This window comes from Tenacibaculum sp. SSH1-16 (genome assembly GCF_040104435.1).
In the GTDB taxonomy this organism is placed as follows: domain Bacteria; phylum Bacteroidota; class Bacteroidia; order Flavobacteriales; family Flavobacteriaceae; genus Polaribacter; species Polaribacter mesophilus.
Genome location: NZ_JBECOV010000002.1, coordinates 372709 through 385986, shown reverse-complemented (window position 1 = coordinate 385986; position 13278 = coordinate 372709). Strand labels below are relative to the sequence as shown.

11 protein-coding genes and 1 tRNA gene are annotated in these 13278 nt (G+C 32.7%); 7 read left to right on the top strand and 5 right to left on the bottom strand.

Translation table 11 applies throughout. From position 1 onward, the window contains the following. The first annotated feature begins 11 nt into the window (after nucleotides 1-11). The 4 genes from ABMY20_RS04405 (at nucleotide 12) to ABMY20_RS04390 (ending at nucleotide 5261) form a co-directional block, all read left to right on the top strand. Nucleotides 12-2849, top strand: a complete 2838-nt coding sequence (locus ABMY20_RS04405; protein WP_349264733.1) for a carboxypeptidase-like regulatory domain-containing protein — start codon at nucleotides 12-14, stop codon at nucleotides 2847-2849. Between the two features lie 101 nt (nucleotides 2850-2950). Beyond that, nucleotides 2951-3373, top strand: a complete 423-nt coding sequence (locus ABMY20_RS04400) for a hypothetical protein (protein WP_047787926.1) — start codon at nucleotides 2951-2953, stop codon at nucleotides 3371-3373. A 141-nt stretch (nucleotides 3374-3514) separates the two neighbouring features. Then, nucleotides 3515-4243 carry a lysophospholipid acyltransferase family protein gene (locus ABMY20_RS04395; protein WP_349264732.1) on the top strand — a complete coding sequence of 243 codons (729 nt, stop codon included), beginning with the start codon at nucleotides 3515-3517 and terminating at the stop codon, nucleotides 4241-4243. Nucleotides 4244-4280: 37 nt separating this feature from the next. Beyond that, nucleotides 4281-5261: an acyl-ACP desaturase gene (locus tag ABMY20_RS04390; RefSeq protein WP_047787924.1), complete on the top strand. Its 981-nt coding sequence runs from the start codon at nucleotides 4281-4283 to the stop codon at nucleotides 5259-5261. 100 nt (nucleotides 5262-5361) lie between these two features. Here ABMY20_RS04390 and ABMY20_RS04385 read toward each other — a convergent pair whose 3' ends face one another. Further along, nucleotides 5362-6150: an amidohydrolase gene (locus ABMY20_RS04385; protein WP_349264731.1), complete on the bottom strand. Its 789-nt coding sequence runs from the start codon at nucleotides 6148-6150 to the stop codon at nucleotides 5362-5364. Between the two features lie 68 nt (nucleotides 6151-6218). Here ABMY20_RS04385 and ABMY20_RS04380 point away from each other — a divergent pair, with 68 nt between their 5' ends. After that, the gene (locus ABMY20_RS04380) at nucleotides 6219-8975 is read left to right on the top strand and encodes a PD-(D/E)XK nuclease family protein (RefSeq protein ID WP_349264730.1); all 2757 of its coding nucleotides are present in this window, start codon (nucleotides 6219-6221) and stop codon (nucleotides 8973-8975) included. Here ABMY20_RS04380 and ABMY20_RS04375 read toward each other — a convergent pair. From ABMY20_RS04375 to ABMY20_RS04365, 3 genes are all read right to left on the bottom strand, one after another. Continuing rightward, entirely contained in the window at nucleotides 8972-9505 is a 534-nt protein-coding gene (locus ABMY20_RS04375) for a GNAT family N-acetyltransferase (RefSeq protein ID WP_349264729.1), read from the bottom strand. The genes ABMY20_RS04380 and ABMY20_RS04375 overlap by 4 nt on opposite strands. A 14-nt stretch (nucleotides 9506-9519) precedes the next feature. Next, a tRNA-Ala gene (locus ABMY20_RS04370) sits at nucleotides 9520-9592 on the bottom strand. A 60-nt stretch (nucleotides 9593-9652) separates the two neighbouring features. After that, nucleotides 9653-10075 (bottom strand): molybdenum cofactor biosynthesis protein MoaE, encoded by a 423-nt coding sequence (locus ABMY20_RS04365; protein ID WP_047787920.1) that lies wholly within the window; start codon nucleotides 10073-10075, stop codon nucleotides 9653-9655. A gap of 112 nt (nucleotides 10076-10187) precedes the next feature. Here ABMY20_RS04365 and ABMY20_RS04360 point away from each other — a divergent pair, with 112 nt between their 5' ends. Further along, on the top strand, nucleotides 10188-11375 hold the full coding sequence (locus ABMY20_RS04360; protein WP_239178223.1) for a phosphoglycerate kinase: 1188 nt from the start codon (nucleotides 10188-10190) through the stop codon (nucleotides 11373-11375). 126 nt (nucleotides 11376-11501) lie between these two features. After that, complete coding sequence (locus ABMY20_RS04355) at nucleotides 11502-12542, top strand: NADP(H)-dependent aldo-keto reductase (protein WP_349264728.1); 1041 nt, start codon at nucleotides 11502-11504, stop codon at nucleotides 12540-12542. A gap of 195 nt (nucleotides 12543-12737) precedes the next feature. On the opposite strand, the gene ABMY20_RS04350 is transcribed toward ABMY20_RS04355, so the two are convergent. Continuing rightward, nucleotides 12738-13268 (bottom strand): CvpA family protein, encoded by a 531-nt coding sequence (locus ABMY20_RS04350; RefSeq protein WP_159611057.1) that lies wholly within the window; start codon nucleotides 13266-13268, stop codon nucleotides 12738-12740. Between the last annotated feature and the right edge of the window lie 10 nt (nucleotides 13269-13278).

Sequence of the window (13278 nt, the reverse complement as noted above, 5' to 3'; positions counted from 1 at the left end):
TAGATTAAAAAATGAAAACATTTAAAAATGTATTACTTGTAGCTTTGTTCTTTGTAACAGCTACGGTTTTAGGTCAAACAAAAATTACTGGTACAGTAGTTGACGAAATGGGGGAACCATTACCAGGAGCTAACGTTGTAGTAAAAGGGACTACTAACGGATCAGCGACTGACTTTGATGGAAAATTTATACTAAACGCTAGTTCTAATTCAGGGGCAGTAGTAGTATCGTTTGTTGGATATACCAACAAAGAAGTGTCTTTTTCTGGGGCTTCTGATTTGGGAACAATTGCTTTAGAACCATCTAATGTACTAGGAGAGGTTATTATCACAGGAGTTATTGATATTGCTAAAGATAGAAGCACACCAGTTGCTGTGTCTACTATTAAAGCAGAAGAAATTCAAGAAAAATTAGGATCTAAGGAGTTTCCTGAAATTTTAAACACTACACCTTCTGTTTATGCAACAAAGCAAGGTGGAGGTTTTGGTGATTCAAGAATCAATATTCGTGGTTTCGATCAAAGAAACACAGCTGTTATGATTAATGGTATGCCTGTTAACGATATGGAAAACGGATGGGTGTATTGGTCTAACTGGGCAGGTTTATCAGATGTAACTTCTGCAATGCAAGTACAAAGAGGTTTGGGTTCTTCTAAATTAGCTATTTCTTCTGTTGGTGGTACTATAAACGTATTAACTAGTTCTGCTGATAAGAAAGAGGGAGGTAGAGTTTATGCTAGTGTAGGTAATGATAATTATTTAAAAACAACTGTCTCTTACAATACAGGTTTATTAGAAAACGGTATGTCAGTTTCAGCTTTATTTGGTAGAACAAATGGAGACGGTTATGTTAATGGTACTGAATTCGAAGGATATAGTTATTATTTGGCATTTGGATACAGACCAAATGATAATCATAATTTACAATTAACAATTACAGGTGCACCACAAAGACATAACCAAAGAGGTTTTGCACCAAGTATAGCTACTTATATTCAATATGGTAGTAATGGAGAACCAAACAGAAGATACAATTCTGATTGGGGGTATAGAAAAGGGAAAGAAGATACTTTTAGCGGAAACTTCTATCACAAACCAGTAGCATCATTAAACTGGGACTGGAACATAAATGATAACTCTAAGTTATCTACGGTTTTATATGCATCTCTAGGACGTGGAGGATCAGTTGGTTCGTTAGGACGTATTAATGGAGGTCAGTCTTATTCAGATGATCTTAAAGATGAAAATGGATTAATTCGTTTTGATGATATTGTAGCTTGGAACTCTGGACAATCAGTTCCTGATTTTGGAGCAGATAGAGAAGCGTATACTGGAAACGTAGGGGGACCTGCTTCAATACAAGGTCAGTTTATTAATGGTAACCAAAGTTACTCTCCCCACAGAAGTTTAATCTCAGGGTACGATAGCAACTGGAGATATAGTGCTGAGAATGGAATTACACAAAGATCTTCAATGAATTCACACAACTGGTTTGGAATTATTTCTAACTTTAATACAGAATTAAACGAGAACTTAACGCTTGATTTTGGAGTTGATTTGAGAACTTATAAAGGAATTCACTATAGAAGATTAGTTGATTTAATGGGAGCTGATGCTTATATCGATAATGATAATATTAATAATTTAGGTAACGTAGTAACAAAAACGTATGAACCTTCTATCTCTAATATTTTAAATGTGTTTTCTAATATAGATGATGAAGTAAAAGTAGATTATTACAATGATGGTAAAGTAAACTGGATGGGTGGATTTACTCAGTTAGAGTATAAGAATGATGATATTTCTGCATTTATTCAGGCAGCTGTTTCTCGTCAAGGATTCAAAAGAATTGATTATTTTAACTATTTAGATTCTGACCCAGAGCAAGAATCTGATTGGCAAAATTTATGGGGTGGAAATGTGAAAGGTGGTCTTAACTGGAATATTAATGAAGAGCATAACATATTTGGTAATGCTGGTTTCTATTCTAAGCAACCGTTATTTGATGCTGTATTCCCTAACTACAATGATAATAACGTTAACGAAGGATTAACCAATGAGAAAATTTTAGGATTAGAAATTGGCTATGGTTTCCGTCATGAAAATTATAGTGTTAACTTAAACTTATATAGAACATCTTGGAAAGATAGATTCTTAAGAGCATCTGCTACATTTAATAGAGGTCAAGCGAATGAAGTAAGAGGTACTGCTAACTTAGAAGGCGTTGAACAAGTTCACCAAGGTGTTGAGTTGGATGCTACTGCAAAATTTGGAAATTTAACAGTAAGCTTAATGGGGTCTATAGCTAATTATGAATATGGTGCGGATGTAACTGCTACGTATTTTGATGAATCAAACAACCCTGTTTTAGTTAATGGTCAAGAGCAAACACAAACTTTATACTTAGATGGTAAAAAAGTCGGTGATGCACCTCAAACTACTTTCAGATTAGGATTTGATTATAAAGTTACAGAAGGTTTAAGATTTGATATTAGTAGCTTTTATGTAGGAAGTTTATATGGTGGAGGAATTGATCCAGAATCTTTCGGAGCAAGCTCAACTGATTCACCATCAGATATTTTAGAGGCTAAAAATAGAAAAACTATTCAGTTACCAGGTTATGCATTAATAGATACTGGATTATCGTATAAGTATAGTTTTAAAAATAATAGCTCTATTGGATTAAGATTAAATGTTAGTAACTTAACTGACGAATTATACATGTCAGAATCTGATACGAATATCGAAGCTAAGCCTGGAGATGATACTTATAGAGGAATCAATACAAGTAACAGAGTATACTTCGGATTAGGAAGAACTTGGAATATAGGTGTAAACTATACATTCTAATTACTAAATCTACACAAAACTCAAAAACCACCTTACACGAGGTGGTTTTTTTATGCAGAAAATTCAGTACTTTTACAAGTACAAAAAATTAACAAATCATGATGAAAAATTTGCACTCTTATTGGGCATATATTGTATTAGCAGTTTTAATATTTACGGTAGTAAATGCTATTATAGGCTTAGTACAAAAAAAAGAATTTACCCATAAAGAGTTCCGTTTAGGTTTATTTACTCTAATCACTACTCATATTCAATTATTAATAGGCTTAGGATGGTATTTTATGTCTCCTTGGTATCAAGCTTTAAAAGCTAATGGAGGAGAGGTGATGAAAGAGCCAGCAGCAAGATTATTGGCAATTGAACATCCATTAACTATGATTATTGCTATAGTGTTAATTACGATAGGATGGTCTAAACATAAAAAACAAGTAAAAAGCGAAGCCAAGTTTAAAACCTTTGCTATCTTTTACGGATTGGCGTTGTTATTAATTCTCTCAAGAATTCCTTGGAATAATTGGTTTTAAGATAAAATTATAGTCCCGCTTCCGCGGGATTTTCTATTTTTGCGCATCAGTAAAGTTTTAATAATGAAATCGGTATGATTTGATAACGATTTTATCTATTATATTAATAGAACTAAGCAAACAAAAAAATAACTATATAAAATGAAGGTTTTAAGTTATATACTCTCATCAATCTTTGCATTGGTGTTTTTTTCTTTATTATTAATTTTTCACCCATTACAATGGTTAGGGTTAAAACTCTTTGGTCAAGAAGGACACCAAAATGTAGTAAATATTATGAATTGGTTCCTAATAAAATCTTTATTGATTTTAGGAATTCGAGTTGAGTTTGAAAACAAACACAAGTTGCCAAAAAACACAACGTTGATTTTTGTAGCAAATCATCAAAGTACATTTGATATTCCGCCAATAATTTGGTACCTTAGAAAACATTACCCAAAATTTGTATCAAAAAAAGAGCTAGGGAAAGGAATTCCCAGTATCTCTTTCAATTTAAAATATGGAGGAGCTGCTTTAATTGACAGGAAAGATCCTAAGCAAGCCTTATCTGAATTAGGCAAGTTCGCCAAACGAATTAATAAAAATAAATGGTCTGCCGCGATTTTTCCGGAAGGAACAAGAAGTAGAACAGGAAAACCAAAGGTATTCTCTGTAAACGGGCTTAAAATGATAGCTAAATACAATCCACAAGCTTATATCGTTCCGTTATCAATAAATAATTCGTGGAAAGTATTTAAATACGGAAAATTTCCATTAGGAATAGGAAGTCCTATAAAGATCCAGACTCATGAACCAATAAAAGTAGACAGCTTACCGTTTGATGAGTTAATTACCAAAGTGGAAGCAACAGTTAAATCTGGAATACACTAAAAACAAACAACAATAAATATAATCCTTAAATTTCATTATGTCATTACAAAACATACGAAAGGAAGTAATGCAAACGCTGGAAAAAAATATAGACAGTTTTGTAGACAAATTCTTAATGCCAATTGAAAAAATTTGGCAACCAACCGATTTTTTACCTAATTCTCAAAAAGATTCTTTTATTGATGAAGTAAAAGAAATTCAAGAAATTTCAAAGGAGCTTGACGATGATTTTTGGGTGGTTTTAGTAGGTGACACAATCACTGAAGAAGCTTTACCAACCTATGAATCATGGTTGTTAGATTTAGATGGAGTAACACAACAACCAGACAATGGTTGGGCAAAATGGATTCGTGCTTGGACAGCTGAAGAAAATCGTCATGGAGATGTGTTAAATAAGTATTTATATCTTTCAGGAAGAGTAAATATGCGTGAGGTAGAAGTATCTACACAGCATTTAATTGCTGATGGATTTGATATCGGTACAGCAACAGATCCGTATAAAAACTTTGTCTACACTAGTTTTCAAGAGCTAGCAACGTATATTTCGCACTTAAATGTAGCAAAAATAGCGAAAAAGAAAGGGCACAAAGCTTTGGCAAAAATGTCTCGAATTATTGCGGGAGATGAAATGCGTCATCACCTAGCGTATACAGAGTTTGTAAAGGAAATCTTCAAGATTGACCCAAGTGAAATGATGTTGGCATTTCAACACATGATGAAACACAAAATAGTTATGCCTGCAATGCATTTAAGAGAATCATTTGGGGAGAAAGGAAGTCTGTTTGACGATTTTTCAACCGTTGCGCAACGAATAGGTGTATACACCGGCTTTGACTATGTTGATATTGTGAGAAAACTAAATGAAGCTTGGGAAATAGATAAGATTACTAATTTAACTCCAGAAGCAGAAAAAGCACGAGATTTCTTAATGAAGTTACCAGATAGAATGTATCGAATCACAGAACGTATTGTAGTACCAGATACTAAGTTCAATTTTAAATGGATGATTCCTGCATAAACTGATTAAGTAGCGTCATTACGAACGGTAGTGAAGTAATCTTCTGGTTTATGGTTATTCTACAAACAGATTACTTCGTCATAAACTCCTCGTAATGACGTTATTTTTTAATAACAAAGGCATCTCTGTCATCTAAAAAACAAAAACGCTTGCGTGTTTCTATTTGTTTATCTTTATCTAACTCAATAATTAATATTTCCTCAGTTCCTTGGTTATTTTTAGCTAAACAATTGCCTAGAGTATCGTAACAAACCGTATTTCCAATATATTCATAACCGTTAACGTCTACACCTACTCTATTTACTCCAATCGTATAACTCATATTTTCAATAGCACGAGCTTTTAATAAGCTGTCCCATGCTTCAATACGCGGTTTAGGCCAACTTGCCACATAGAGTAATAAATCGTAATTTTCAGTATTTCTAGCCCATACAGGAAAGCGTAAATCATAACAAATTAACGGACAAATTTTCCATCCTTTATAGCCAACTATAATTCTCTCAGTTCCTGCAGAAAATACTTCATGTTCGCCTGCTAGCGTAAACGTATGTTTTTTGTTATACGAATCTATTTTTCCTGAAGGATGCACAAATAATAAACGATTGTAAAAATTATTATTTTCACTAATAATTATACTTCCAGTAATAGCAATGCTCTTTTCTTGTGCTAAATTTTGCAACCATTGTACTGTTTCTCCTTCCATAGTTTCAGCAACTGCTGAAGCATTCATGGTAAAACCTGTAGTAAACATTTCAGGTAAAACGATTAAATCAATCTCGTCTGATAAACCATTGATTTTTTTTTCAAATCGTTTTCTGTTTTCTGTTGGATTTTCCCAAACCAAATCCGATTGAATCAAAGCTACTTTTAAAGTATTCGTTGTGTTCATAATCATATATTGTCTGTACTATCAAAAGTAGGATAAAAATTGTACTTTGCTTACAAGAAAACCAAGGTATGCAGTCTTTTATCTCAGAAACGTTAGATATTATTTTACAAAACACCAAATCGTTTGAAAATGTTGTGTTTATATTGCCTTCACAAAGGGCAGGAGTTTTTGTAAAAGAAACGTTTAAAAAGAAAATTTCGGCAGGTTTTTTACCAGAGATTATCAATATTGGTGATTTTATTGAAGAAATTTCAAAAATGAAAAAGGTAGACTCCGTCCAGCTCCTTTTTCATTTTTATACAATTTATAAAAAACAAGAAGAAACCCCAGATTCTTTTGATGTGTTTTCATCATGGGCATTTACAGTATTGCAAGATTTTAATGAGATCGATCAGCATTTGATTAACACACGAGAAATATTTGTGTATTTGCGAGACATTCATCGCTTACGAAAATGGTCAGTAAAGGGAGAGTTTCAAGAAACTGAATTAATGAAAGACCATTTTGCTTTCATGGAAAAGTTGAATAAATATTACGATACTTTTTATCAGTTTTTACTTGAAAATAATATCGGATACCAAGGGGTTTTATATAGAGAATCAACTAAAAAAGTAACGGATTTTATCCATAGAAATCAACAGAAAAAATACTTTTTTATCGGGTTCAATGCATTAAATGCAGCGGAAGAATTCTTGTTTGAACAATTTTTGTTGAATGGAAATGCAGAAGCTTATTGGGATATTGACAAAACGTTTTACGAAAGTCAACACCAAGCAGGAAGCTTTTTAAGGAAGTACAAAACTCGATGGAAGTATTATCAGCAGCACCCAATTCAAACGATTAAAGAATATTTTTCTGAAAAGAAACATATTGAGGTTATCGGAGCTTCAAAAAACATCACGCAGATAAAATATGCAGGAGAGATTTTAGCTAAACTTCCTAATTACAACAATACAGCATTGGTTTTGGCAGATGAAACTTTGTTGCCAATTACCTTAAATTCATTACCCGAAACTGTAAATGCAGTTAACATTACAATGGGATACCCTTTAAAAGATGTGCCTACTACAAGTTTAGTATTTGCTATTTTCCATCTATTTATAAATCAAGAAAAGTTAGAAAAGAAGAAAGAAAATCTTTTTTATCATAAAGATGTAATTCGATTAGTAAAAGATACCACCATTTATCGATTATTACAGATTGATGAGCAAACTAATATAGCCGATACACTTTCAGAAGCGATTGCTAAAGAAAACAATACGTTTGTTGGTCAAGAAGAGGTTGTAACATTTTTGTCTGTTGTAAGTGAAGAAATAAAGAAAACTATAACGACAATTTTTAATCCGTTAGTATCAATTAGTGAGTTTTTAAACAGAATTATAGAGTTAATTAACTTGTTGAAGGAAAATACTAACGAGTTAGAAAAAGAGTACTTATTCCGATTTTATACTGCATTTACTCAGTTACAAAACTTGCATAATGAGTTTGGTTATGTACAAGATTTAAAAACCTTACATCAGTTTTTTAGACAACTAATACAATCGGAAAGTTTATCATTTCAAGGAGAACCTTTACAAGGGTTGCAGTTAATGGGAGTATTAGAAACACGTGTATTAGATTTTGAAAATGTTATTATAACTTCTGTGAATGAAGGAGTTTTGCCTGCCAATCAGCAACAAAACACGTTTATTCCTTTTGATGTAAAGATTGAATTTGGGTTGCCAACCTACAGAGAAAAAGATGCTCTATTCTCCTACCATTTTTTCCGATTGTTACAACGTGCTAAAAACATTTACATTTTGTACAATACAGAGCATGATGTATTTGGAAGCGGAGAAAAAAGTCGTTTTGTAACGCAGTTAGAAATGATGCGAGACGATATTACCGAAAAAATAGTGAGTCCTAAAGTAGTAACATCGCCTGTTCAATTAAAAGAAATTCAGAAGGATGAAAAAGTTCTTGAACGCTTACAAGAATTAGCTCAAAAAGGGATTTCTCCATCAGCATTAACCAATTATTTGTACAATCCGATTGCCTTTTACAAACAGAAAATTTTAAAAATTAATGAACTAGACGACGTTGAAGAAACAGTTGCTGCAAATACGATGGGAACTGTTGTGCATGATATCTTAGAAGAATTATATAAACCCTTTGAAGGAAAATATTTGCAATTAGGAGATGTTGAAAATATGCAGAAGAAAACCAAAGAACTCGTAACTTTTTATTTTTCAAAACATTTTAAAAACGGAGATTTAACTACAGGAAAGAATCGATTAATTTTTGAAGTTGCAAATCGTTTTGTAGAGAATTTTTTACTAAAGGAAAAACAATTGCTGAAAGATGAGAATAACCAACTAAAAATAATTGCTACTGAGCAGGAATTGTCTTCAGAAATAAAGGTTGAAGGAATTGATTTTCCAATAAAAATAAAAGGAATTGTCGATCGAATTGATGAACTCAACGGTGTTACTAGAATTATTGATTATAAAACAGGAATGGTTGATAGCACGAACTTAAAAGTACTCGACTTTGAAGTGATACGCGATTTAAAATACCACAAAGCCATTCAGGTAATGTTATATGCGTTTTTATATACTCAACACACACAATTTAATTTTGAGAAACGATTGGCAGCAGGAATTATCTCCTTCAAAAACTTAAAAAGTGGCTTTTTACAGATGAATTTCTCATCTAATTATCGAAAACCTGATAACGCTATTACAGAAGAAAGATTAGAAGAATTTATAGCAGAAATAAAGAATCTGTTAACGGAATTATACGACCCGACAATCAATTTTATTGAGCCTACCGATTTACCTTATTAAATCTTTAAATAAACAATTTTCCAATCTTGGTCGTTACTTGTGTAGGTTTTTAAAGTTCTAAAACCAATCGCTTTATGTGCATTGATAGATCGAGTGTTTTTCTTATCAATTTCAGTAATGATAGAATCGTATATTTCAGAGAATTCTTCTTTCATTTTAGTATATAAACCTCTAAAAATTCCCTTTCCTCGGTAATGCTTGTCTATACAAACTTGCCCCATTAAAATATAAGGTTTAGCACCCTCTGAAGTAGTGTCTATTTCATCAAACATAGGAATGAGAATAGGGATGTCATTTCTGAAAATTTTAGACATGGATAAAGCATAACCAACAACAAGTCCGTTACTTTTTGCAATAATATGCGGATGTACATCATTCATTTTTTGCAGTAATTCCAAATCATGATGAACGGTAACAAAACCTTGTTCTTTTTTGTCTATTTCTGATAAATTACCAGGCAAGTTCTGTTGTTGCAACTTCAATATTTGAAGCAATTCTGTTTGATTAGAAGCTGTGGTAAACTCAATCATAATTTTAAAAATAGTGGAGCATATCGGAGTCGAACCGATGACCTTTTGACTGCCAGTCAAACGCTCTAGCCAACTGAGCTAATGCCCAAATAAAGATTGTTATGCATTTACATTATTAGAAATGATTTATTACCAAATATAGTGTTTTTAAGGGTGCGCATTCACCCAAACTCCACCATCTTCAAAAAATTCTTTTTTCCAAATAGGAACTGCTTCTTTTAAGGTATCTATAGCATATTGGCAAGCTTCAAAAGCCGCTTTTCTATGTGGAGAAGAAACAGTAATAATTACAGGAACATCACCAATCGTTAACAAGCCTTCCGCATGGTGAATAGCAATTTTTGTTACACTAAACTTTCCCAAAACTGCATCCGCAATTTTTTGCATTTCCTTAATTGCCATGGGCTTGTAGGTAGAAAAATCTAGTTGAGTTACTTTTTTGTTTTGTGTAGCATTTCTTACAGTACCTACAAAAACAGCGATTCCACCACAAGAAGGATCAGCTACAAAATCGTAACATTCCTGTAAATTAAGTTTTTCAGAAGTTATTTTTATAGATGTTGTGTTCATATTAATAAGCATGTAAGTTTAACAAAGATATAAGATTGAAAGCTCAAAAAGAATAGAAACCAATCAGATTTAAATAATTATTTTTGTTTGCTGAAACAGAACACAACTTAAAATGAAAACATTGAACGATTTCAATTTCGAAAATAAAAAAGCATTAATTCGCGTAGATTTTAATGTGCCTTTAAACGATAGTTTTGAAGTAACAGACGATACAAGAATCCAAGCAGCAAAACCAACGATTATTAAAATATTAGAAGATGGTGGTAGCTGTGTGTTAATGTCGCATTTAGGGCGTCCGAAAGGAAAAGAAGATCAATTTTCGTTACGTCATATTGTTAGCAAGGTAACAGAAGTGTTAGGTGTACAAGTGAAGTTTGTTGATGATTGTATTGGTTCAGTAGTTGAAGAAGCAGTAACTAATTTAAAAAGCGGAGAAGTTTTATTGTTAGAAAACTTACGTTTTTATACAGAAGAAAAAGCGGGAGATGTTGCTTTTGCTGAACAATTAGCTAAATGGGGAGATGCGTATGTAAATGATGCTTTTGGTACAGCACACAGAGCACATGCATCTACTGCGATTATCGCACAATTTTTTCCAGAAAATAAATGCTTTGGAAATTTATTAGCAACTGAGATTGAAAGCATCGATAAGGTATTAAACAATTCAGAGAAACCAGTGACCGCTATTTTAGGAGGGGCGAAAGTGTCGTCTAAAATTGGTGTGATTGAAAATATTATTGAAAAAGTAGATCACATTATTGTTGGTGGTGGTATGACGTTTACGTTTATCAAAGCTTTAGGAGGTAAGATAGGAAACTCATTAGTTGAAGAGGATAAATTAGAGTTGGCATTAGAAATTTTAGCGAAAGCAAAAGAGAATAATACAGAAATCCATTTACCAATAGATGCTGTTATTGCAGATGCTTTTTCAAACGATGCGAATACGCAAGTAGTAGATACAAACGAAATTCCTGATGGATGGATGGGATTAGATTGTGGATCTAAAACTGTTGAAAAGTTTGCTGAAGTTATCGCAAAATCAAAAACAATTTTATGGAATGGTCCTTTAGGAGTTTTTGAAATGGAAAAGTTTGCACAAGGAACCATTGGTTTAGGACATGCTATTGAAGAAGCAACTAAAAATGGAGCGTTCTCACTTGTAGGTGGTGGAGATTCGGTTGCTGCGGTAAAACAATTCGGATTTGCTGATAAAGTGAGTTATGTATCTACAGGTGGAGGAGCAATGTTAGAAATGCTAGAAGGACAAACCTTACCAGGAATTGAAGCTATTTTAAAATAATTCGTCATTTCGAGTGGTAGCGAGAAATCTAATAAAGGAGTAACTTTTTAAATTAAAGATTTCTCAATTGTACCTCTTTCGAAATGATCATTGGTTTACAGTAAATCTTTAATAATTACAGAATAAATGAAATACACAACACTACCCAATACCGATGTAAAAGTTTCTAAAATTTGTTTAGGAACAATGACATGGGGTCGACAGAATACTGAAGCAGAAGGTCATGAACAAATGGATTACGCCTTAGAGAAAGGGGTAAACTTTTTTGATACCGCAGAATTGTATTCTGTACCAGCAACACCAGAAACATACGGAGCAACAGAAAAAATTATTGGTTCTTGGTTTAAGAAAACAGGAAACAGAGAAAAAGTAGTGTTAGCGTCTAAAATTGCTGGAGGAGGCGATTACACAGCTCATATTAGAACAGGTGGCTTCAATAGAAAAAATATATCAGAAGCTATAGAAGGTAGCTTGAAACGGTTACAAACAGATTACATCGATTTATATCAATTGCATTGGCCAGATCGTGGAGTAAACTGTTTTGGAGTACGTGATTATCCGTATAAAACTTCTGCAGAAGAAGCTGAAAAGCATTTAGAGATTTTAGAAACTTTGAATGACTTCGTAAAACAAGGAAAGATAAAACATGTAGGTTTGTCTAACGAAACTCCTTGGGGAACGATGAAATATCTGCAAACAGCAGAACAGCATGGTTTACCAAGAATGGTTACGATTCAAAACTCGTACTCGTTAATTCATAGAGGATATGAAGTGGGAATGTCTGAGGTTTCTATGAGAGAAAATATTGGCTTACTGGCTTACTCTCCTTTAGCACAAGGAGTATTAACAGGAAAATATATTGATGGAAAAACTCCAGAGGGAGCGAGAGGAACCTTATTTCCAAGGTTTATCGCTAGATATAAAAATGAAGGTTCAGAAAAAGCGGTTTTAGAGTATCAAAAAATAGCAAATAAACACGGGTTAACATTAACAGAGTTGTCGTTAGCATACATCAATCAGTTACCATTTGTAACGAGTAATATTATTGGAGCTACAAAAATGAGTCAGCTAAAAGAGAATATCAATTCTATTAATATTGAACTGTCTGAAGATATTTTAGCAGAGATTGAAGCGGTGCATACAATGATTCCTAATCCAGCTCCATAGTTGGGCAAAAGAAATAAAATAGAAAGTCAATATAAATTTTATATTGACTTTTTGATAGATTTAATGTGTAAACCTAATTATAAAACTGTTACAGTACAAAAAGTATACAGAGGAAGGGTTTAAAAAGAGAAGTTGGTCTTAGTATATTAAGAGATGACACCCGATAGATTTTAACAAATTAAAGAGGCTCAGCACTTATATTGTTATTTCTAGCTCTTTATTATCTTTATTTTCTTGTGTTTCTTGGTCTTTTATAATCGAAGGAAAAATCGTTGGAGCAATCTTCTTTACTGGTTTAAATAAAATAGACTCTTCTAGGCTTTTCTCTTTTACAAACGGAATAGTATCATTCATTTTTCCGAAGAAAATAAAAACTACACTTAAAATTAATCCAATTTTTAAAGCACCGAAAACACCACCTAAAATTTTGTTCAAAATTCCTAAAGCTGCAAAATCAGCTATTTTGGTTAAAATTTTTCCTAATAGTGCTATAGCTACAATTATTACCACAAAAGTTCCAGCAAAAGCCGCCAAAGAAATATACTTTTCATCCCAAGTAACACTAGTTTTCAACCAATCTCCAATAAAGTATGAAAAATGGATAGCCCCATAAACTCCTGCAACCAAAGCAACTAGTGAAGCAACCTCTACAAACAACCCTTTCATTAAACCTCTTACAAAGCCAAAAAGTAGTAATGCTGCAATAATAATATCAAAAGTATTCATAAATATAAAA